Annotated in this window: 24 protein-coding genes; 21 read left to right on the forward strand and 3 right to left on the reverse strand. The window is 68.0% G+C overall.

The window, feature by feature from the left end; all coding sequences use genetic code 11:
• Position 1 precedes the first annotated feature (1 nt).
• Positions 2-1,639 carry a phospho-sugar mutase gene (locus G6N07_RS04105; RefSeq protein WP_085187087.1) on the reverse strand — a complete coding sequence of 546 codons (1,638 nt, stop codon included), beginning with the start codon at positions 1,637-1,639 and terminating at the stop codon, positions 2-4.
• A 102-nt stretch (positions 1,640-1,741) separates the two neighbouring features.
• Entirely contained in the window at positions 1,742-2,536 is a 795-nt protein-coding gene (locus G6N07_RS04110; RefSeq protein WP_085187084.1) for a purine-nucleoside phosphorylase, read from the reverse strand.
• Positions 2,537-2,592: 56 nt separating this feature from the next.
• Here G6N07_RS04110 and G6N07_RS04115 point away from each other — a divergent pair, with 56 nt between their 5' ends.
• Together G6N07_RS04115 and G6N07_RS04120 are read left to right on the forward strand one after the other, a co-directional pair.
• Positions 2,593-3,774 carry a M20 family metallopeptidase gene (locus G6N07_RS04115; protein ID WP_085187081.1) on the forward strand — a complete coding sequence of 394 codons (1,182 nt, stop codon included), beginning with the start codon at positions 2,593-2,595 and terminating at the stop codon, positions 3,772-3,774.
• The gene (locus tag G6N07_RS04120; protein ID WP_085187078.1) at positions 3,771-4,943 is read left to right on the forward strand and encodes an amidohydrolase; all 1,173 of its coding nucleotides are present in this window, start codon (positions 3,771-3,773) and stop codon (positions 4,941-4,943) included. The genes G6N07_RS04115 and G6N07_RS04120 overlap by 4 nt, the downstream gene beginning before the upstream one ends.
• Before the next feature lie 159 nt (positions 4,944-5,102).
• On the opposite strand, the gene G6N07_RS04125 is transcribed toward G6N07_RS04120, so the two are convergent.
• A complete protein-coding gene (locus tag G6N07_RS04125; protein WP_085187075.1) occupies positions 5,103-5,582 on the reverse strand; it encodes a gamma-glutamylcyclotransferase family protein in 480 nt (159 codons plus the stop codon).
• A gap of 76 nt (positions 5,583-5,658) precedes the next feature.
• Between G6N07_RS04125 and G6N07_RS04130 the strand changes: the two genes are divergently transcribed.
• The 19 genes from G6N07_RS04130 to G6N07_RS04215 all read left to right on the forward strand — a co-directional run bounded on the left by G6N07_RS04130 (position 5,659) and on the right by G6N07_RS04215 (position 21,452).
• Positions 5,659-7,071: an NAD(P)H-quinone dehydrogenase gene (locus G6N07_RS04130; RefSeq protein ID WP_085187147.1), complete on the forward strand. Its 1,413-nt coding sequence runs from the start codon at positions 5,659-5,661 to the stop codon at positions 7,069-7,071.
• A gap of 20 nt (positions 7,072-7,091) precedes the next feature.
• Positions 7,092-8,831, forward strand: a complete 1,740-nt coding sequence (locus G6N07_RS04135) for a glycerol-3-phosphate dehydrogenase/oxidase (protein WP_085187072.1) — start codon at positions 7,092-7,094, stop codon at positions 8,829-8,831.
• Positions 8,828-9,691, forward strand: coding sequence for a pseudouridine synthase (locus G6N07_RS04140; protein WP_085187070.1), 864 nt, complete (start codon positions 8,828-8,830; stop codon positions 9,689-9,691). The genes G6N07_RS04135 and G6N07_RS04140 overlap by 4 nt, the downstream gene beginning before the upstream one ends.
• Before the next feature lie 91 nt (positions 9,692-9,782).
• Positions 9,783-10,109: an RNA-binding protein gene (locus G6N07_RS04145; RefSeq protein WP_163784291.1), complete on the forward strand. Its 327-nt coding sequence runs from the start codon at positions 9,783-9,785 to the stop codon at positions 10,107-10,109.
• A 202-nt stretch (positions 10,110-10,311) separates the two neighbouring features.
• Entirely contained in the window at positions 10,312-10,710 is a 399-nt protein-coding gene (gene tnpA / locus G6N07_RS04150; RefSeq protein WP_163784081.1) for an IS200/IS605 family transposase, read from the forward strand.
• A 4-nt stretch (positions 10,711-10,714) separates the two neighbouring features.
• On the forward strand, positions 10,715-11,533 hold the full coding sequence (locus G6N07_RS04155; RefSeq protein WP_244949046.1) for an RNA-guided endonuclease InsQ/TnpB family protein: 819 nt from the start codon (positions 10,715-10,717) through the stop codon (positions 11,531-11,533).
• A 126-nt stretch (positions 11,534-11,659) separates the two neighbouring features.
• Positions 11,660-11,962, forward strand: a complete 303-nt coding sequence (locus tag G6N07_RS20145) for a zinc ribbon domain-containing protein (protein WP_263858021.1) — start codon at positions 11,660-11,662, stop codon at positions 11,960-11,962.
• A 4-nt stretch (positions 11,963-11,966) separates the two neighbouring features.
• On the forward strand, positions 11,967-12,461 hold the full coding sequence (locus G6N07_RS04160; RefSeq protein WP_085190274.1) for a metallophosphoesterase family protein: 495 nt from the start codon (positions 11,967-11,969) through the stop codon (positions 12,459-12,461).
• A gap of 53 nt (positions 12,462-12,514) precedes the next feature.
• Positions 12,515-13,513 (forward strand): phosphate/phosphite/phosphonate ABC transporter substrate-binding protein, encoded by a 999-nt coding sequence (locus tag G6N07_RS04165; RefSeq protein WP_235849701.1) that lies wholly within the window; start codon positions 12,515-12,517, stop codon positions 13,511-13,513.
• Position 13,514: 1 nt separating this feature from the next.
• Positions 13,515-14,318: a phosphonate ABC transporter ATP-binding protein gene (gene phnC, locus G6N07_RS04170; protein WP_085190270.1), complete on the forward strand. Its 804-nt coding sequence runs from the start codon at positions 13,515-13,517 to the stop codon at positions 14,316-14,318.
• Positions 14,315-15,148: a phosphonate ABC transporter, permease protein PhnE gene (phnE, locus tag G6N07_RS04175; protein ID WP_235849700.1), complete on the forward strand. Its 834-nt coding sequence runs from the start codon at positions 14,315-14,317 to the stop codon at positions 15,146-15,148. Before phnC ends, phnE begins: the two co-directional genes overlap by 4 nt.
• Positions 15,149-15,165: 17 nt before the next feature.
• Positions 15,166-15,882 (forward strand): GntR family transcriptional regulator, encoded by a 717-nt coding sequence (locus G6N07_RS04180; RefSeq protein WP_235849698.1) that lies wholly within the window; start codon positions 15,166-15,168, stop codon positions 15,880-15,882.
• Positions 15,879-16,295, forward strand: coding sequence for a phosphonate C-P lyase system protein PhnG (locus tag G6N07_RS04185; RefSeq protein ID WP_085190264.1), 417 nt, complete (start codon positions 15,879-15,881; stop codon positions 16,293-16,295). The genes G6N07_RS04180 and G6N07_RS04185 overlap by 4 nt, the downstream gene beginning before the upstream one ends.
• Positions 16,292-16,855 carry a phosphonate C-P lyase system protein PhnH gene (locus G6N07_RS04190; RefSeq protein ID WP_085190262.1) on the forward strand — a complete coding sequence of 188 codons (564 nt, stop codon included), beginning with the start codon at positions 16,292-16,294 and terminating at the stop codon, positions 16,853-16,855. Before G6N07_RS04185 ends, G6N07_RS04190 begins: the two co-directional genes overlap by 4 nt.
• Positions 16,855-17,883: a carbon-phosphorus lyase complex subunit PhnI gene (locus G6N07_RS04195; RefSeq protein WP_085190320.1), complete on the forward strand. Its 1,029-nt coding sequence runs from the start codon at positions 16,855-16,857 to the stop codon at positions 17,881-17,883. Before G6N07_RS04190 ends, G6N07_RS04195 begins: the two co-directional genes overlap by 1 nt.
• A complete protein-coding gene (locus G6N07_RS04200) occupies positions 17,880-18,755 on the forward strand; it encodes an alpha-D-ribose 1-methylphosphonate 5-phosphate C-P-lyase PhnJ (protein WP_085190260.1) in 876 nt (291 codons plus the stop codon). The genes G6N07_RS04195 and G6N07_RS04200 overlap by 4 nt, the downstream gene beginning before the upstream one ends.
• Positions 18,752-19,624, forward strand: coding sequence for an ATP-binding cassette domain-containing protein (locus G6N07_RS04205; RefSeq protein ID WP_085190258.1), 873 nt, complete (start codon positions 18,752-18,754; stop codon positions 19,622-19,624). The genes G6N07_RS04200 and G6N07_RS04205 overlap by 4 nt, the downstream gene beginning before the upstream one ends.
• On the forward strand, positions 19,621-20,280 hold the full coding sequence (locus G6N07_RS04210; RefSeq protein ID WP_085190256.1) for an ABC transporter ATP-binding protein: 660 nt from the start codon (positions 19,621-19,623) through the stop codon (positions 20,278-20,280). Before G6N07_RS04205 ends, G6N07_RS04210 begins: the two co-directional genes overlap by 4 nt.
• Positions 20,265-21,452 carry an alpha-D-ribose 1-methylphosphonate 5-triphosphate diphosphatase gene (locus G6N07_RS04215; RefSeq protein ID WP_085190254.1) on the forward strand — a complete coding sequence of 396 codons (1,188 nt, stop codon included), beginning with the start codon at positions 20,265-20,267 and terminating at the stop codon, positions 21,450-21,452. Before G6N07_RS04210 ends, G6N07_RS04215 begins: the two co-directional genes overlap by 16 nt.
• The last annotated feature ends 42 nt before the right edge of the window (positions 21,453-21,494 follow it).

Genomic DNA, 21,494 nt, shown 5'->3' on the forward strand with positions numbered 1-21,494 from the left:
CTCACAACTGCTGCGCCAGCGCCACCAACTCGTCGTGCAGCTGGCGTGCCTGGGCGCGCGCCCGCTGCACGTCACCGGTGCAGGATCGCCGAACTTCGATGTAGGACTTCACTTTTGGCTCCGTCCCGGACGGCCGGACCACCATGCGGACCGAGGTGTCGGCGTCCCCGCCGGTCAGGATCAGCGCATCGGAGCGCATCGCCTCCGATGCGGTGCTCAGGTCGGTGACGGTGACCTGGTGTCCGGCCAGGCGGTCCGGCGGGGTGTCCCGCAGCCGGGCCATCAGCCCGGCGGCCTCCTCGGCGTCGCGGACCCGTCGGCTCACGGCCGCGGTGACGTGGACGCCGTGGCGCAGCGCCAGGTTGTCGAGGATCTCGAGCACCGTGCGACCCTGCTCCTTGAGCACACCGACGAGGTCGCAGAACAGCACCGCCGCGCTGATCCCGTCCTTGTCGCGCACCGCGGCCGGATCGACGCAGTGTCCGATGGCCTCCTCGTAGGCGTACACCATCGTCTTGCCGGGCAGCTCCTCGTCGGCACGGGAGAGCCACTTGAAGCCGGTGAGCGTTTCGACGTAGTGGGCGCCGTGGGCGGCGGCGATCGCCGAGAGCATCCGTGAGGACACCACGGTACTGGCCACGACCGTCGCATCCATCACCTCGCCGGGCTCTACCTGGGTGAGAATGTAATCGCCCAGCAGCCAACCTGTTTCGTCGCCGGACAGCATCCGCCACCCCTCGGGTGTCGGCACTCCCACCGCGCAGCGGTCGGCGTCGGGGTCGAGAGCTATCGCGACGTCGGCGTCAACGTCGGCGGCCAGTTCGAGCAGCGCTTCGACCGCGCCGGGCTCTTCGGGGTTCGGCAGCGAGACCGTGGGGAAGTCGGGGTCGGGGGAGAACTGTTTGTCGACCACGTGCACGTCGACGATACCGGCGCGGACGAACGTGTCCATCGCGTACTCGCCGCCCACCCCGTGCAGCGGCGTGAATGCCACGCGCACCGGCGCCTTCCCGTACCGGACGTTGGCCGCTCGTTCGACGTAGTGGGCAATCTCCCCCATCCCGCCGGTTCGGACCTCAGCCCTGGGGATCTCGTCGGCGAACGGCGCCTCGGCGATCGCCGCTTCGACGTCGGTGTCGGTGGGGCCGACGATCTGCAGACCCTCGTCGAGGTATACCTTGTACCCGTTGTCGGTCGGCGGGTTGTGCGATGCGGTGATCTGGATGCCCGCCGCGGCGTGCATGTGTCGGACGGTGAACGCCACCACCGGGGTCGGTACGGCCGCCAGCAGCAGCATCACCTCGAATCCCTGGGCGGCCAGCACTTCGGCGGCGGCGCGGGCGAATTCGTCGGACCGGTGCCGGGCGTCCCGGCCGACGACGACCTGGGAACCCGCCATGCCGCGGTCTTTGAGCACCTTGGCGACCGCCCACGTCGCGCGCAGCACAACTGCCAGGTTCATGCCGTTCGGGCCGCCGCGCAGCGGCCCGCGCAGCCCCGCCGTCCCGAACGTCAGTGAGCGGGCGAACCGCTGGTCGAGTTCCTCTGGACTGCACTTGGACAACTCCGCCGCTGTCTGCGGGTCCGGGTCGTGCGCAATCCACTCCTGCACGGCCGTCGAGATCGCCGAGGAAGTCATGGAGAAAGGGTGCCCGCTTTGCCGTCGATTAATGCCATGCGCCGCACTCGGTCGCGCTCCGCGTCGAGCAGTGCACCGGCGGCTGAGCCGTCACCCCGCCGATCAGACTGAGGCAACCACGCCGGCCAGTAAGGCACCCATCCGCATCGCGGACCGACGGCCCGCCTCCAGCACCTCCGGGTGCGACAGCGGCTGCCCGGTCATGCCCGCGGCCAGATTGGTCACCAGCGAGATCGCCAGCACGTCGGCCCCTGCGGCCCGCGCCGCGATCGTCTCGTGCACGGTCGACATGCCGACCAGGTCGGCACCGACCGTGCGCAGCATCCGGATCTCGGCCGGGGTCTCGTAGTGCGGGCCGGGCAGGCCGGCGTAGACCCCTTCGGCCAGTGTCGGGTCGATCGCCTTGGCAAGCGTCCGCAACCGCGGTGCGTAGGCGTCGACCAGATCGACGAACTGCGCCCCGACCAGCGGTGAGCGGGCCGTGAGGTTGAGGTGGTCGCTGATCAGCACCGGCTGCCCTACCGTGAAGTCGTCCCGCAGGCCGCCCGCGGCGTTGGTCAGCACCACCGTGCGCACTCCCCCTGCGCACGCCGCCCGCACGGGATGCACGACGTGGCGCAGATCGTGGCCCTCGTATGCGTGGATCCGGCCGACGAGGATCAGCACCCGGTGCCCACCGATCGGCACGGACAACAGGACGCCACCGTGTCCCGCGGCCGTCGGCGGGGTGAACCCGGGCAGCTCGACCATCGGCACGGTCGCGGTGGCGGTGCCGAAGGCGTCCACCGCGGGTGCCCAGCCGGATCCGAGCACCACCGCGACGTCGTGCTGGTCGACGCCGGTGCGGTCGCGGATCGCCGCCGCCGCTTGCTGGGCCACCTCGGCCGGGCTTGTCACGGTGTGCGAGCTTAGCTGTCGAAGTACCGCCGGACTGGCAGTGAGATACTGCGTCAATGCCCTCCGCCACCGCGTCGACGAGCGTGGAAGACGCCGTCCACCGCCGCCGCGGAGATCTCGTCGAGTTGTCACACGCCATCCACGCCGAGCCGGAACTGGCGTTCGCCGAGTACCGCAGCTGTGCGAAGACCCAGGCGCTGGTCGCCGAGTACGGCTTCGAGATGACCTCCGCAGTCGGTGGCCTCGACACGGCCTTCCTCGCGTCCTACGGCAGTGGCCCGCTGGTGGTCGGCGTCTGCGCGGAGTACGACGCGCTGCCCGACATCGGACACGCCTGCGGCCACAACATCATCGCCGCGTCGGCCGTCGGCACCGCGCTGGCGCTGGCCGAGGTCGCCGACGAGCTCGGCCTGACGGTGGTGTTGGTCGGCACACCCGCCGAGGAGGCGGGCGGCGGCAAGGTCCTGTTGCTCGAGGCGGGGGCCTTCGACGACATCGCTGTCGCGGTGATGCTGCACCCCGGACCGGTCGACATCGCCGCTGCCCGGTCCTTGGCGCTGTCGGAGGTGGACGTCACCTACACCGGCCGGGAATCGCACGCGGCAGTCGCGCCACATCTCGGCATCAACGCCGGCGACGCCGTCACCGTCGCGCAGGTCGCGATCGGGTTGCTGCGCCAGCAGTTGGCGCCGGGACAGATGGTGCATGGGATCGTCACCGAAGGTGGCGTGGCCACCAACGTCATCCCGGCCCGCACCCGGATGCGTTACACGATGCGCGCCGCCGAATCGGCGGCGCTGCACGAACTCGAGGACCGGATGGCGGGTTGCTTCCAGGCCGGCGCCGTCGCCACCGGCTGCGGCTATGAGGTCACCGAGACCGCGCCGGCGTATGCCGAACTGACCCCGGACCGCTGGCTGGCCGAGGCGTTCCGCGACGAGATGGAGCGGGTCGGCCGCACCCCGGTGCCGGCCGAGGTCGAGGCGGCGCTGCCGCTCGGGAGCACCGACATGGGCAACGTCACGCAGGTCGTGCCCGGTATCCACCCGGTGGTGGGCATCGACGCCGGCGGTGCGTCCATCCACCAGTCGGCGTTCGCCGGCGCTGCGGCGGGACCCAGCGCCGACCGGGCCGTCGTCGAGGGTGCGATCATGCTGGCACGCACGGTGGTGCGTCTCGCCGAGACCTGCTCCGAGCGGGACCGGGTGCTGGAGCGGCAGGAGAGGCGGGCGTCATGAGTGTGCTGAAACACGCCGCCGCACGCTGGCTGTCGGAGCACTCCGACGAACTGGTCGCCTGGCGCCGCCACATCCATGCCCACCCGGAACTGGGCCGACAGGAGTTCGCCACCACCCAGTTCGTCGCCGCCCACCTCGCCGACGCCGGGCTCAACCCGAAGATTCTCCCCGGCGGAACCGGACTGACGTGCGATTTCGGCCGCGAGGACGGTCCGCGGATCGCGCTGCGCGCCGACATGGACGCGCTGCCCATGGCCGAGCGAACCGGGCTGCCGTACTCGTCTACCGTGCCGAACATCGCGCACGCCTGCGGCCACGACGCACACACCGCGATTCTGCTGGGCGCGGCGATGTCGATGGCGTCGGTGCCCGAGTTGCCCATCGGGGTGCGGCTGATCTTCCAGTCCGCCGAGGAACTGATGCCCGGTGGCGCGATCGATGCGATCGCGGCCGGCGCCTTGAACGGGGTGTCGCGGATCTACGCGCTGCACTGTGATCCGCGGCTGGCGGTGGGCAGGGTGGCGGTGCGGCCGGGGCCGATCACGTCGGCGGCCGACCAGATAGAGGTGACGCTGCACTCACCCGGCGGGCACACGTCACGCCCGCACCTGACCGGTGACCTGGTCTACGGGCTCGGCACGTTGATCACTGGGGTGCCCGGTGTGTTGTCGCGCCGCATCGACCCGCGCAACAGCACCGTGATGGTGTGGGGTGCGGTCAACGCCGGGGTGGCGGCCAACGCGATCCCGCAGACCGGCACGCTGGCCGGAACAATCCGCACCGCGTCTCGGCAGACCTGGCTGACGCTGGAAGGCATTGTCCGCGAGATTGTCTCGTCGCTGCTGGCGCCGTTGGGGATGGAACACACCGTGCTGTACCGCCGCGGTGTGCCCCCGGTGGTCAACGAAGAGGTCTCCACGCGCATCCTCACCCACGCGATCGAGGCGATCGGCCCGGACGTGCTCGCCGACACCCACCAGTCCGGTGGCGGCGAGGACTTCTCGTGGTACCTCGAGGAGGTGCCGGGGGCGATGGCACGGCTCGGTGTGTGGAGCGGTCGGGGGCCGCAGTTGGATCTGCATCAGCCGACGTTCGACCTCGACGAGCGCGCACTCGGTGTCGGTGTGCGGGCGATGGTCAACATCATCGAACAGGCCGCCCTGCTCTGACCACCGCGCTCAGTGGTCCAGGCCGGCACCGGGGGTGCGCATCCGTTCTCGGGGTTCTGCCATCACTGCAGCCTGTCACCTCCGCACTGCGCGAGGGTGACGAAAAGCTCATCGAACTGCGGCGTGTCGGGTGCACAAGCGCACGCTCGCGAAAACGGGCTAGCCCGGGGTGCCCGGGCCGACGCTGCGCGACGGGCGGGTCCGCAGGTCGTGCACGTATTCGGCTGGCGCGCCGGCTATCTCGGCCGCGTCGGCCATCACCCCGAGATAGCGCGCCGACGGCAACCCGCCCTCCCAGGCGTCGACCACGTACAGCCACGCCAGCACCGGGTCGGTGTCCGTGTCCGACGAAAGCCGGTCGACGCGGCAGCGGATCTTCTTGTGGACGCCGAGTTCCGAACCCTCCCAGCGGTCGAGGTTCTCCTCGTCCTCTTTCGTCATGTCGTAGAGCACAACGAACACCTTCGACAGGGGATCCTCGACGACGGTGGCCAGCGCACCTTCCCAGCCGATGTCCTCGCCGCCGAACGTCAGTCGCCAGCCGTGCAGCCAGCCGGTCCCGGCCATCGGCGAATGCGGTGCGCGCTCCATCATCTGCTCGGGATGCATGTTCGACCCGTAGGCGGCGTAGAGCGGCACGGTAGGACAGCTTAACCGGCGACCGGCCTGCCGCGACCGGAAGCGGGCTTCGGCGGCGAACGGCTAGATTATGCTCGTGCCAACCCGCATCGTAATCATCGGCGGCGGCCCCGCCGGATATGAGGCGGCTCTCGTCGCCGCGGGCAGAGGCCCGGACACCCACGTGACCGTGATCGACTCCGACGGGATGGGTGGGGCGTGCGTGCTCTACGACTGCGTGCCGTCGAAGACCTTCATCGCCTCGACCGGGGTGCGCACCGAATTGCGCCGCGCGACCGGCCTGGGTTTCGACATCAGTGTCGAAGACGCCAGAATCTCGCTGCCGCAGATCCATCACCGGGTCAAGACGCTGGCGCGCTCGCAGTCCGCCGACATCGGCAGCCAACTACTGCGCGAAGGTGTCGCGGTCATCGCCGGCCGCGGGGAACTGGTCGACGACGCGCCCGGGTTGGCGCAACACCGCGTACGGGTGACCACCCGCGACGGTAAGACCGGCGTCCTCAAGGCCGACGTGGTGCTCATCGCGACCGGGGCCAGCCCGCGCGTGCTCCCCAACGCGGTGCCCGACGGCGAGCGGATTCTCACCTGGCGCCAGCTCTACGACCTGACCGAGCTGCCCGAGCACCTGGTGATCGTGGGCTCTGGTGTCACCGGCGCCGAGTTCTGCAACGCCTACACCGAACTCGGTGTGACGGTGACCGTCGTCGCCAGCCGCGACCAGATCCTGCCGCACGAGGACAGCGACGCCGCCGCCGCCCTGGAGGAGGTGTTCGCCGAACGCGGCGTGACCCTGGTCAAGAACGCCCGTGCCGAATCGGTCACCCGCACCGAGACGGGGGTGAAGGTGCAGATCGCCGACGGCCGCTGCGTCGAGGGCAGCCACGCGCTCATGACGGTCGGCTCGGTGCCCAACACCGAGGGTCTCGGCCTCGCGCGGGTCGGAGTCGAACTGGGCCGCGGCGGGTACATCCCCGTCGACCGGGTGTCGCGCACACCGGCATCGGGCATCTACGCCGCCGGCGACTGCACCGGCCTGCTGCCGCTGGCGTCGGTGGCCGCGATGCAGGGCCGCATCGCGATGTACCACGTTCTCGGTGAGGGGGTGGCACCGATCCGGCTGCGCACCGTCGCCTCGGCCACGTTCACCCGTCCCGAGATCGCCGCCGTCGGCATCCCGCAGACCGCGATCGACGACGGCGGTGTGCCGGCCCGCACGCTTATGCTGCCGCTGAACACCAACGCCCGCGCCAAGATGTCGCTGCTGCGGCACGGCTTCGTGAAGATCTTCTGCCGGCCGGCCACCGGCGTGGTAATCGGTGGCGTCGTGGTCGCGCCGATCGCCTCGGAGCTGATCCTGCCGATCGCGCTGGCGGTGCAGAACCGCATTTCGGTGACCGACCTGGCGCAGACACTGTCGGTGTATCCGTCGCTGTCCGGTTCGATCGTCGAGGCCGCGCGTCGCCTCATGGCGCACGACGATCTGGACTAGATACCCGTAGCCTGGGAACGATGAGTGACCCGATCGCAGGTAACGGGCAGACTTTGCTCGGACCGCAGCAGCGGGCCGAGGCCTGGCAGCGGCTCGGCAGCGAACAATTCGACGTCGTGGTGATCGGCGGCGGTGTGGTGGGCGCCGGCGCCGCGCTCGACGCCGCCACCCGCGGGCTCAAGGTCGCCCTGGTCGAGGCGCGGGACTATGCCTCCGGGACGTCCAGCCGCAGCAGCAAGATGTTCCACGGCGGTCTGCGCTACCTCGAACAGCTCGAGTTCGGTCTCGTCCGCGAGGCGCTGCACGAACGCGAGCTGTCGCTGACGACGCTGGCGCCGCACCTGGTCAAACCGCTGCCGTTCCTGTTCCCGCTGACCAACCGCTGGTGGGAGCGGCCCTACGTGGCGGCGGGCATCTTCCTCTACGACCAACTCGGCGGCGCCAAATCCGTTCCGGCGCAGCGACATCTCACCAAGTCCGGGGCGCTGCGGCTGGCCCCCGGACTCAAACGCAGCTCTCTGATCGGCGGGATCCGCTACTACGACACCGTCGTCGACGACGCGCGCCACACCATGACCGTGGCCCGCACTGCCGCGCACTACGGCGCGGTGGTGCGCACGTCGACGCAAGTGGTCAACCTGCTTCGGGAAGGTGACCGGGTGATCGGTGTCGTCGTGCGCGACAGCGAGGACGGGTCGGTCACCGACGTCCACGGCCACGTCGTGGTCAACGCGACCGGCGTGTGGACCGACGAAATCCAGGCGCTGTCACGGCAACGCGGCCGGTTCCGCGTCCGGGCGTCGAAGGGTGTGCACGTCGTGGTGCCCCGTGACCGGATCGTCAGCGAGGTCGCGATCATCCTGCGAGCCGAGAAATCCGTGCTGTTCGTCATCCCCTGGGGGACGCACTGGATCATCGGCACCACCGACACCGACTGGAATCTGGACCTGGCACACCCGGCCGCGACCAAGGCCGACATCGACTACATCCTCGACCACGTCAACACCGTGCTGGCCACTCCGCTCACCCATGACGACATCGACGGCGTCTACGCCGGCCTGCGTCCGCTGCTGGCGGGGGAGAGCGAGGAGACCTCGAAGCTGTCCCGTGAGCACGCCGTCGCCAGCCCGGCGCCGGGCCTGGTCGCCATCGCCGGCGGCAAGTACACCACCTACCGGGTGATGGGTGAGGACGCCATCGACGCGGCCGCCGAATTCGTGCCCGCGCGGGTGGCGCCGTCGATCACCGAGAAGGTGCCGTTGATGGGTGCCGACGGATACTTCGCGCTGATCAACCAAACTCAGAGTGTCGGCGCCCATTACGGGTTGCACCCCTATCGGGTGCGTCACCTGCTCGACCGGTACGGTTCGCTGATCAGCGAGGTGCTGGCGTTCGCCGATGGGAGACCCGAACTGCTCACCCCGATCACCGAGGCGCCCGTCTATCTCAAGGTGGAAGCCGTGTACGCCGCGGCCGCCGAGGGGGCGCTGCACCTCGAAGACATCCTGGCCCGGCGGATGCGGATCTCCATCGAGTACCCGCACCGCGGTGTCGACTGCGCCCGCGAGGTCGCCGAAGTCGTTGCGCCCATTCTGGGTTGGAGCGCCGAGGACGTCACCCGCGAGGTGGACACCTACTGCGCGCGGGTCGACGCCGAGGTGCGCAGCCAACAGCAACCCGACGACGAGTCCGCCGATGCGCTGCGCGCGGCGGCGCCCGAGGCCAGGGCGGAAATCCTCGAACCCGTCCCGTTGCGATGAGCCGGATGCGGCCCGCGTCGCTACCGGTGCGCGACGGGCTGGGGCCGGCGCGAGTGCGGTTGCGCGGCGGTGCGGTGCTCGTGGAGTTGGACTCCCGGTTCGGGGAGGCGGTGGCGGCGAAGGTCTTCGACGGCGAGGTGGTGACTGCCGACGGCAGCGTCGTCACGGCGGCCACCGTGCTGCCGCCGGGCGCGCACGTCTACCTCTATCGTGATCTGCCGGTCGAGGTTCCGGTGCCGTTCGAGATGCCGGTGCGCTATCGCGACGACAACATCGTGGTGGTGGACAAGCCGCACTTTTTGGCGACGATGCCGCGCGGCCGCCACGTGGCCGAGACCGCGATGGTCCGGTTGCGCCGCGCACTCGATCTACCGGAACTGTCGCCGGCGCACCGGTTGGATCGGTTGACCGCCGGCGTGCTGTTGTTCACCACCCGCCGAGAGATCCGCGGCAGCTATCAGCGGTTGTTCTCCGACGGTGCGGTCACCAAGGTGTACCTGGCGCGCTCCGCCGGCCGGCCCACCGTCGACCTGCCGACGGTTGTTCGCAGCCGAATCATCAAAGAACGCGGCCGGCTACAGGCTTTCGAGGAGCCAGGAGAGCCGAACGCCGAGACGCTGGTCGAAGATCTCGGTGACGACCTCTACCGGCTGACACCGCGAACCGGACGCACTCACCAACTGCGGGTGCACATGGCGTCGCTGGGCCTGCCGCTACGCAACGATTCGCTGTACCCGCAGATCGTCGACGTCGCGCCCGACGACTTCGCCAACCCGTTGCGGTTGCTGGCCCACAGTTTGGAATTCGTCGACCCGTTGACCGCCACACCGCATCGCTTCGTCACCGAGCGCGTTGTGTGATTTCGGTCTGGTTTGTCGCGCCCAGCGCGACCAAACACCCCGAAAACCCCCGAACTCGGTGCGACGGCCCCACAATTGGCACGTGCGAATAATGTGGCCGCTGTCCGGCGCCTGTGCCGCGCTGCTGATGTTCGCCGGGGTTCTGAGCCCGGCCGCCCCCACCGCGGACGCCACGCTCTGCGGGTCCATCGGTGGCAGATTCGTCGACGTCACCGGATGCGCGGATCCGCTTTCCTACCTCAACGACGCGCTGCCGCCCCCACCCCCTCCGCCCCCACCCCCGCCGCCGCCGCCCCCGCCTGGTGCGCCGCCACCGCCACCGCCACCGCCTCCACCACCGGTGTACATTCCGCCGGCACCGAACGTCGACGTGTGCGCCAGCGTCGGCAGGCGGGTGAGTGTCAGCGGCTGCATCTGACGGCGTGGTTCACTGACCCGGGGGACCATGCGAAGTTCGACCGCCTCTTCGATCGAAAGTAGGTAGCGCGGCGGACCCCTGCTTTCAGGCGTGGGGGTGAGCGCGTCAAGTTCCTGCTTTGGGTGGCCACTGCGCGGGTACGGTTCCGGCGTGTTGAAACATTAGATGGTTGATCGCTGTCTAATGTTGTCGGGTGTCGGGTGTGGGTGTTACGTTGCGGACGAACGCGAATATCGCGTTCCGGTGCGCCTATCACGTCGTCTGGTGCCCGAAATACAGACGCAAGGTGATCGGCGGGCGGATGGAGCAGCGGCTCAAGGACATCATCGTCGAGGTGATCGAGGAGAAGGGGGCATGGTTGATCGAGATGGAGACCATGCCTGAGCACGTGCATCTGCTGGTGGAGGTCGACCCGCAGTTGGGGGTTCACAAGCTGGTGAAGGCCATCAAGGGCAGGTCCTCGCGGCTGCTGCGGCAGGAGTTCCCGTGGCTGAAATCGCGGTTGCCGACATTGTGGACGAACTCGTATTTCGTGGCGACGGTGGGTGGGGCACCGTTGTCGGTGATCAACCGCTACGTCGAGTCGCAGAAGGATCGTTGAGATCGTGGTGACGGGGCGGCGGTTTCGGGTGGAGTTCACCGACGCGCAGGCGGTGTTCGCCGAGCAGATCGGGGCAGTGTGTCGGGCGGTGTGGAACACCGGGTTGGAGCAGCGCGGTGAATACCGCCGGCGCGGGGCGTGGATGAACTACGGGCCCCAGGCCAAAGAGTTGGCCGAAGCCAAGACGGAGCATTCGTGGCTCAGAGACGTTTCGGGGCACTGCCTGCAGCAGACACTGATGGATCTGGATAAGGCGTGCCGTGAGCACGGGACGTTTCGGGTGCATTGGCGTGCGGGTCGGCGGTGGGCGCCGTCGTTCCGGTTCCCCGAGGGCAACAAGATGGTGGTGGAGAAGCTCAGCTGCAAACATGCGCGGGTGAAGCTGCCCAAGCTTGGGTGGGTGAAATTCCGGGCGTCACGCAGCCTGCAGGGGGAAACCGTCCGCTCGACCACCCTGTCGTGGGACGGTGCGCACTGGTTCGTGTCGTTGCTCGTCGACGACGGGATCGCGGCCCCGGCAGAGCACGCCGCCCCGGGGACCGCGGTGGGGGTGGATCGTGGTGTGGTGGTGGCCACCAGCGACGGTGAGCTGGCTGACCGGGAGTTCGTCACGACCGGTGAACGCCGCCGCCTGGTAGCGCTGCAACGCAAGTTGTCCCGCGCGGCCAAGGGGTCGGCAAACCGCAACAAGACCCGGCGGCTCTGGCGAAGTTGCGGGCCGCTGAGCGGCACCGCCGCCAGGATTTCTGCGTCCAGACCGCGCACCGCCTGGCCCAGTCGAACGCAGTCGTGGTGCTCGAAGATCTCAAGACCCGCAACATGACGCGCCGTGCTGCTCGGGTCGAAGATCCCGGCAACGCCGGGGCGTTCCTGCCGAACGGCGCGTCGAGTAAATCAGGTTTGAATCGGGCTGTACTGGGGAAAGGATGGTATTCGGTTCGAGCAACCGTTGATGTCTGTGTCGCGTTATGCCGGGACACAGGTGATCAAGGTTCCGGCGGCTTTCACGTCGCAACGGTGTCCGGTGTGTGGGCATGTTGACCCGAAGTCCCGTGAGAGCCAAGCGGTGTTTCGGTGCACAAACTGCCCGCACGGGCCCGTACACGCTGATGTGAACGCCGCCAAGAATGTATTGGCCGCAGGGCTTGCGGTCACCGCCTGCCGAGAAACCACAGCGCCTGCGGGTGTTGCGGTGACGTCGACGCAGGAACCAGCAGGAAACCGCGAGGAATTACTGCTCCAACCCGTCTAACAGGTTGAAATCCCCCGGCTTTCAGCCGTGGGGAGGAACGTCAAACGACTATCCGTCGGCGAGAACCGAGAACGTCCTGCTGCGCGGCGTCGTCCCACTGATCGAAAGTGCCGGCGTCGACCTGGTGTACAGCGGCCACAACCACCTGTGGAACCGCTTCACCTCACCCGCGGGTGTGCACTATCTCGAGGCGTCCAACACGGGCAACAGCTTCGGCGCCTTCCTGGACGTCTCCAAACGCAGTCGACCGGTGCCGCCCTCGCCGTGGAGCGCCGATGATATTGCTGCGCAAGGTGATCCGGGTGGCCTGAGCCCGACCGTGCCGAACCTCTCACCCCTGCGCGACGACGCGGGCCGGCCGCTGCCCTACATCGCCGACAACCACATCGTCGTGGTGCAGGCCCTGCATACCGGTACGGGCTGCGTGACCAGCTGGTACGTCGACATGGCCGATCCGACGGCCGGTGCGGTGAAGTTCGACGAGTTCTGCCTGCACTAGACGCCGACCGGGTCGCTCGAGCCGCTCCGCGGTCGCCGAATGGACGGTTTGAGGTGTCCGCGCGACGTTGCCTCATCCGTCGGTTCCCGTTAACGCGCACTTCGCCGCAGTTGTCTAGACATGTACACAGCAACTCGAAGAGCAACAGATGGGAACATTCGATGTCGGGACGCACGATCGTCAGAGGTGCTGTTGCGTTACTGTTTGGGGCCACACTCGCGGCGGGCTGTAGCAGTGAGCCCTCCGGGGAGGAGCAAGCCGGCACCATTCGGCTGGCTGTCACCGACCTCCAAGGAATGGAAGAGCTGCAGCGCGAATACGGGGCCTTCGAGACGGCATTCGAGGAGCGCTCCGGGCTCGACGTCGAATTCTTCGCGGTCAACGACCGCACCGCCGCGGCAGCGGCGCTGCAGGCAAACCGACTGGACGTGGTGTTCACCGGACCGGCCGAGTACGTGGTGATCCACGAACGAACCGGGGCGGAGCCCATCGTGGCCATCGAACGCGACGGCTACCGCTCCTGCATCTACACCCGAGCGGACAGCGGGATCGAAAGGCTTGATCAGCTTCGCGGCAAGAAGGTGGCGATGTCCGACATTGGCTCGACAAGTGGCCATCTCGGCCCATCGCAGATGATCAAGGACGCAGGCGTCGAACCGACCACCGATGTGGAGGTGCTGACCGTCGGAGACACCGTGCACGCTGCACTGCAGCGCGGCGACGTCGAGGCGGTTGGGATCGGGTGCCACGACTACGAGGAGTTCATGGCAACCGATGATCCCGCCCAGTACCGGGTGATTGAGGAAGGCCCCATCCTGCCGCCTGATCTCCTGGTTGGCCGCAACGGCCTTGATGCTGAGACGGTCACGACGATTCAGACCACGTTCAAGGACCACTTCGACGACCTGTTGAACGCCATGCTTGAAGGCAAGGACAACGCCAAGTTCGCCAAGGCCAAACTGGTCGAGGTCTCCGATCAGGATTACGACAGAGTCCGGGCGATGTACGAGTCCGTCGGCGTCAACGACTTCTCGAACTTCCTCGGCAATTGACATGGCCGTGCCCGCCCAACTCTCCGGCCAAGTACGCCATGGCATCCGCAGTGACGTAGCGATCCAGGTCGAGGACCTGCAGCTACGGTATCGCGGCGCCAACGCCGACGTCCTCAACGGGGTTCACCTGCGAGTGAATGAGGGGCAGATCGTCGCGCTCATCGGCACCAACGGGGCGGGAAAGTCTACCCTGCTGCGGTGCCTCGTGCGACTGGTCGAACCCACCGGTGGCACCGTGACTCTCGCAGGCGCCGATGTCACATCGGCCTCCAGACGCGCGCTGCGTGTCATCCGCCGAGACATCGGGTTCGTCTTTCAACGGTTCCACCTGATTCCGCGACTCGGGGTGTTGCACAACGTCGTTCACGGTGCTATGGGTAGGCACGGAACGCGCTGCGCGTGGCCGTTGACCAGCCCGGCCGAGGTGCGCCGGGAAGCGATGGAGAGCCTGGAACGGGTGGGTATGGCCGGTTTCGCCGAGCGCCGGGTGGACACCTTGTCCGGCGGCCAGCAGCAGCGGGTCGCCATCGCGCGGATGCTCATGCAACGGCCGAGCGTCATCCTTGCCGATGAGCCGGTGTCCAGCCTGGATCCCGCCTCGGCGACCGGGGTCATGGAACTGCTGACGTCCATCGCTGCCGAGCGCAGTGTCACCGTTGTCATGGCGTTGCACCAGATGGATCTGGCCCTGCGTTACGCCGATCGGGTCGTCGGTTTAAACCGCGGCGCGGTCAGTTTCGACCGCCTCGTCAGCGAATGCGACGCCGCGCAGCTGGCGCCGATCTTCGCCGACGGTGCTTCGTGAGTCGAGCGACGAGCCCACCGCCGACCGGCACGCCCCCGGTTCCGCCACGGTTCCGGCAGCCCAGCCTGCTCGCGCTGGTCGTCCTGCTCATCGTCGGCGGGTTGCTGGCCCATGGATGGACGCAAGGGGTCGGCATACAGCCCGACTCTCTGGCCACAGGGGTGTTCCGGCTCGGTGACTTCCTGTCCGCGGCCGTTCCACCGGACGCTCACCGGCTCGGTCCCATCCTCGAAGCCCTACTCGTCACCGTTGAAATGGCACTGCTCGGCACGATTATCGGTGTCCTGCTGAGCCTGCCGCTGGCCGTCCTGGCTGCGCGCAACACCACGCCGCACCGGTCGCTGTACGCAGTCAGCCGGGGCATCATCACCGTCAGCAGGACCATTCCAGACCTGGTGTGGGGCCTGATCTTCGTCATCGCCGTCGGGCTGGGCCCCGAAGCCGGTGTGCTGGCCATCGCTGTCGACGTGATGGGATTCTGCGGGCGGTTCTTCGCCGAGAGCATCGAGGACATCGACCCCGGGCGTATCGAAGGGCTGCAGGCGCTGGGAGCGCCGCGCTTCGGAATCCTAGTCGGGGGTGTGCTCCCCGCCTGTATGCCCTCATTCGTCACGACGTCCATGTTCGCGATGGAATCCTCGGCGCGGTCCTCTGTGGTGCTGGGCCTGGTCGGGGCAGGCGGCATCGGCATCGAACTCGCCACCTCGATGACGCTGCTGCGCTATGACGAAGCGGCGACGATCATCCTTGCGATACTCCTGGTGGTCGTGGCGTTCGAAAGGGTATCTGCCGCGATTCGTCGGCGCGTCCTGGGACCGACAGACCGATGAGGAACCACGATTTGGACATGATCAACAGGTACGCCGGTCAGCCGCTCTACCGTCAGCTCAGCAATGTGCTCGAGACTCGGCTGGCGCAACAGGCTCAACCCGGCGACAAACTCCCCAGCGAAGCCGAACTGTCACAGGAGTTCGAGGTCAACCGGCTTACGGTGCGGCGCGCCCTCGACGAACTGAACCAGCGCGGCCTCATCGAAACCGTTCGCGGGAAGGGATCGTTCGTCGCCACCCCGCGGATGCGTTACGACATGTCGGCAGGACGCGATGCCAGCTTTACCCGCACCATGCTCCAATCCGGTCACCGGGTGGGCATCAGGGTGCTGTCGTCAGAAGTCGTCGAAATGGCGGACCTACGGGAGCAACTGCACACCCGCGGAGCGCTTTTCGTCTGCAGGACCCTACGGCTGGTCGACGACGAGCCTTGGTCCGTGTCGACGACGTCGATCCCGACCGAACGTTTTCCGCAGCTGGCGCGCGACTGGGCAGGAGACACGTCACTGTTCGACTACCTGCACGACACCTATGGCGTGCGCATGCGACGCGCGTCCCGAACGTTCGTCGCCAGCCTCGCCGAACCCGCCGAGGCGGAACATCTTATGATTCGAGTCGGTGCCGCGATCCTGGAGATGCGAGGATTGAACGTCGATCTGGACGGTCTTCCGATCGCCGCCGTGCGACACCGATTCCGCGGCGACCACGTCCAGTTCACGGTGGATCTCAAGTGAGGCCCGAAACACGTTTCGAGGCGCTCTGCGATGCCGATGCAGAGACCCTGGAACGCCTTGCCGACGACATCCTGGCCACCGCAGTGGTGGTGTCGGTGACCACCGGTCCCGAGTCGGTCAGCGCGCCGGTCAGGGTACCGGTTCCGGACGCCGACAACACCACGACGGTCTTGGGCCATGTAGCGCTGACCCGGTGCACCGTCGAACTGGGAGGCACACGTGGTGACGGTGTCCGGGCTGGTTACGACCCTGCGGGTGCCGTCGCCGCGGCGATCTGCGATGCCGAGTGCGAGCGGCGTGGGCCGCATGCCCACAGCGTCCTGGAGCTTTGCCGCGCAGCCCTGGAGGCGCGTGCTGAACGCGGTCGCGTCCGTGCTGGCCTGGCCGTAAGGACGCGATTGGAGCAGTCATGACGTGGGATATGGTGCACGACAGCAGGACCGCCTTTCTGGCCTGTATGCGGGCCCTGTGCTCGCCCGGGACGCCCATCGAGTTGTCCTGCGTGCCAGGATTGTCCGGACACCCAGAGCTCGACCGCGCCGCCGCCGTCCTGCTCGCGCTGCTCGATCGCGGACTGGGACTCGGGTTTTCCGGTGATGACGCGGTCCGCCGCGTGGCGGCGACAGCATGCACCCTGACCGGTGCCTCGCTGGTCGACGTCGGTGCAGCCGATTGGGTCGTGGTCCACGGGCCTCCCGCCACGGCGATATCGCAGGCGCGGCGCGGAACTCGCGGCGCCCCCGAGGACGGTGCCACGCTGGTGATCGCCACCACCGGCGAGGCGCGCGCGTTGATGTTGTCCGGTCCGGGATTACCTGAGCCGACAACGTGCTTCATTCCACTCGATGCCGTCGCCCTGCACGCGTTGACGGCCGCGAAGTCGAACCCGCCGACGGGCGTCGACCTGCTAATCATCACCCCGGAGTGCCTGATCGGCCTGCCACGAAGCGTCTCCGTCCAGTGGGTGTCCTGATGTATGCCAGCATGCATGAGAACGAGGCGCTGGACGCGGCCCGTCTCATCGCGCGAACGCGGCACGCCGCAAGCGGCATCAGCACCGCGATCCTCGAGGAGCAGATCTGTGCCGAAGCCGGCCTGTGGGAACCCGTCGCGGCGCGGCGAGCGCTCGATCAGGCACACGGTGATCCCTCTCACGCGGTTTCCGTCCTGCGGGTCTGGGCGGCGACTCAACCGCACCTCGACGCGCTGACGGTGCAACCGGAGGACGTGGTGGTGACCCGGCGCTTGTCGTCGGCCTACCCGCAGATCCCCGGCGGCCAATGGCTTGGGTTCGCTCCCGAACTGCTCGATCGCCGACTGGACTGGGGATCGAATCCCAACCGAGGCGACGATCCGCCGACAGACACTAATCCGCGGCTCCCCGAAGGGCCGTCGCCGTCAACAGACGCTCCGCGACGTGCTGACACGGTGCGGGTACGCGACCTCATCCAAGGTGTGTCGACGGTGACACCCCCGGCGGAGGGGGCCGGTGGCGACCCGGCACGTGCGGTGCTGGTGCCGCCGTACAGCAGAACCAACCGGCTCGCCATGCTCACCCGCGGTGAAACCGGTGCTCTGGTCGCGCTGGCCGCGATGATCCTGGGACGACGGCAAGAGGCGGTGCTGGTCGAATTGACCGTCGCGGTGGCCACCGTGCGAATCCCGCATCCTCGCAGCGGTATTCCGATTGCCGTCGCCACGCTTCCGATCACCGAGGTCGAAGTGATGATCGATGCCGATGTCGACGGCCGCCCCGGCCTGGCGCTCGGGTGGGGCGCCACGTTGGGAACTGTGGAACGCCGCGCCATCTCGCTTGCCCTGCTGGACGCGGCCATCCTTGCCGACGGTGACTTCGCCGAGCCGTTGATGCTCGACGCGCAGACCATCATCGCGGCCACCGACGGCCCCGCCACCAACGGGTTCGTGGAGCACCTCCGGCTACCCCACTACGCCGGCTTCACCGCTTACCTCGCGCAAGCCGCCACGAAGGAGCGACGATGACGACCGATCCGCCGACGACGGTGGCCTCGCTCGCCGCCGCGCACGGACGGCGCGAGGCATACGCATATCTCGACGAAGACACCAAACGCAATGTGCGACGGGCAATCCTGAAGGCACTCGCCATACCCGGGTGGCAGGTGCCCTTCGCGTCCCGCGAGATGCCGGTGGCACGTGGCTGGGGGAGCGGCGGACTGCAGGTGACGCTGTCAGTGGTCGGGCCCACCGACACCGTCAAGGTGATCGATCAGGGTGACGACATGTCGGTCAACGCAGCCGGCATGCGCGCTCTGATCAGCACATCGGCGCAGTGTGCGGCCACCACTAGCACCTCCGCAGCCACGATCATCCAGAGCCGCCACCGCATCCCGGAGATCGGTCTGAGGCCCGACCAGCTTCTGGTGCTCCAGGTGCCCCATCCCGAGCCGTTGCGGCGCGTCGTGCCCGACGAGCTGGCGGCGCTGAACTGTCACGCCGAAGGTGATTACACGCCCGCCTGGCTGGATCTCTACGACGCCCAGGCCCGTCTCGGCGGCCCGCGCACCGGAGCCGACCACCCGGTGCTGGTTGCCGACACCCGGCTCATGAGTCCAAGCCCCATCCCGCGTTACGACGTCCTGCGACTGGACCGGCGACCACATCCCATCCTGCTCGGCGCCGGTCGGCGAGCCCGGCTCACCGCCTTGCCGCCGTACACCTCGGTGCAGCCACTGGCTTTCGACGACGTCGCGTTGGCGCCGGAGGAAGCCGGAGGCCCCTGCCAGCACTGCGGCAGCGAGACGTCCTTCCGGGTGCCCACCGAGAGCTCGGGCGTGCTGGTGTGGTGCTGCAGCGACACCGACGCCTGCCGCAGCCGTGAGGCGACAGCGATATGACCGCCGACGCCCTGCCGAGCCGGACGATCGCGCCCGCCCTGCATCCTCCGCCACCGGTGGTCTCCGTCATCGGTGTGTCACACCGCTTCGGGCCGGGCTGCGGCCGGTGCGTCGAGCTCACCGGGGAAGAGTCCGGCACCAATCGATGCCGGAACTGCGGGGCAGTTGTGGCGGTGCACGACGCATCGTTCGAGATCGGTGCCCACGAGGTGCTGGGTGTCGTGGGAGAGTCCGGATCCGGCAAGACCACGCTGTTGCGCTGCCTTCACCTCGACCTCGCACCCGACAACGGTTCCATGATCGTCGGCGAGCACGGCGACCTGTTCCGTGCCGGCCACACTTCCGAACTCAAGCGCTCCACCGTGGTGATGGTGCACCAGAACGCCTTGGCCGCAGGGCTTCACCCTCGGCTGGCCGCGACAACCAACGTGGCCGAACGACTGCTCGGCGGGGGGGCACGTCGGTTCGAGGACATCCATGCCAAAGCGGGTGAACTCCTCGGCGAACTCGGCTTGCGACCGGAACGGCACAACGACGCACTGATGACGTTTTCCGGCGGCATGCAACAACGAGTGCAGCTCGCACGCGCGCTCGTCGATCCACCACAACTGTTGCTGCTCGACGAGCCCACCACCGGGCTCGACCCGTCGGTGCAGGCCGACCTGCTAGGAGTCGTGGCCCGGGTGACCGAATCGCTGAGATCGGCGACCATCGTCGTGTCTCACGACCTGGCTGCCGTGCGGATCCTGGCTTCACGGGTCCTCGTGCTGCACCACGGACGCATCATCGAGCAGGGGATCACCGAGCAGGTGCTCGAAGATCCAAAGCATCCCTACACCCAACTGCTGGTGTCTTCGAGGTTGACGTGACCACCACGATCACCACCACCCGGCTTCGGAAACGGTTCGACGACGGGCCCGAGGTGCTCGACGGCGCAGAGCTCACCGCCACCGGCGGCCGCCTGACGCTGATCCGAGGTTCGGCCGGTTCGGGCCGTACCACGCTGGCCAGGTGCCTTACGGGGGTGTACCGACCCGACGCCGGCGAGGTGACTTTGCGGCTCGACAGCCGAGGAGAAGTCGAGCTGACCGCCGCCGACCCGCGCACGGTCGCGTGGCTGCGCGCGCACCACATCGCCGCGTTCGACGGTCCACTCGCCACCGCCCCGACACTGAGCGCCGAGGACGCGGTCGCGCGGGCAGCGGGCTGCACGTCTGCCGCGGCGGTGACCGGTTTGGCCCGGCTCGGCCTCGCCGGTGTCGCACAGCGGCCGCTGGGACGTCTGCGCGCCGCCGAAGGACGCGCTGTCGCACTGGTTGCCGCTCTGCTGTCCGAACGTTCCTTCATCGTGCTCGACGGTCCCGGCGAGTACATCCCGTCTGATGCGCTGGCCACCTGGCTGCTGGAGGCGACCGCGGCTGGCGCGGCGCTGATCGTCACCGCCGCCACGGACAGTCCGCTCGAGTCGATCGCAACCACGATCGGCGATCTGCGAAAAGGAGTGATCTCTTGGCATACAACGTGATCGAGGGCGTAACGGTCATACCGGGTGCTGGGCGCGACGCGATCCCCAATGCGGTCGTGGCGCTCGATGCGCAAGGACGGGTCGAAGAGATCGTCCCCGACGCGGCCGCAGGTCAAGACCTCTACCTGGTCCCCGGCGCGGTCGACCTACACCTGGACAACCTGTTGCAGCGACGCCGGCCCCGCGCCACCGTGTCCCTCGACCACGCGGCCGTCATATCGGTACTCGACGCAGAATGCGCGGCGGCCGGAATTGCCACGGTCTGCATAGCCGCACGCTGTGAGGACTCACCACGCAAAGGCATCGCGATCACCGATGCCGCCGTGCTGGCCGGAGTGCTCGAAGAACTCGCACCGATGCTCTGCTGCGACTGGCGAATTCACGCACGAGTCGAGCTCACCGACGAAGGCGCCGTCGATGCGCTGCACACTGTGCTCGCGGTGTCGTCACGAGTCGCCCTGATCTCGATGATCGAAACCTCCGTCCAGCGGAGCAGGTTCTCCACCCTCGCCGAGACCCAGGCCTTCTACGCCCAGGACTGGGGAGTGTCCGAGGCCGAGGTCACGGAGGTGTTCACGGTCGACGACCAGCAACTCAGCCGTGTGGCGGAGCGCCGAAGAGCCGTTGCAGCGCTGGCCCGGGACCACAACGTCGTCCTTGCCTCCCACGACGATCGGAACGCCCAACACATCGACGAGGCGTTCGCGTTCGGAGCGCGCGTCGCAGAGTTCCCGCTCACCATGGATGCCGCGCACCGCGCGCACGAACTCGGCATGACCGTTGTGCTGGGGGCTCCGAACGCCGTGCGCGGGAAGTCGACGTCGTCGGACAACCTGCTGGCTGCAGACGCCATCGCCGCCGGAGTGTGCGATGTGCTCTGCTCGGACTATCTACCGTCGGCGATGCACGCCGCGCCGCACGTACTGGCCAGTGAGCACAACGTGCCACTGACCGAGGCCATCGATCTGGTGTCGACGAATCCGGCGAAGGCGCTCGGAGTGGCGCCGGTGACGATCGACGTCGGTCAGCACCTCACCGCATCCCTTAGGCGAGTACAGCATTTCACCCCGGGCGCCGCCGAAAAGGGTGCCCAGGTGGGAACGGCGCTGTGGCGAGACGGACGGCTGGTGTTCAGCCGGAACCCGTCGGGGACATTGGCGCTCGCACGGTAGTCGGGGGTTAGTCTGGCGATCATGACGACGAGGTGGGCACGC

Source organism: Mycolicibacterium doricum (assembly GCF_010728155.1).
Classification (GTDB): Bacteria; Actinomycetota; Actinomycetes; order Mycobacteriales; family Mycobacteriaceae; genus Mycobacterium; species Mycobacterium doricum.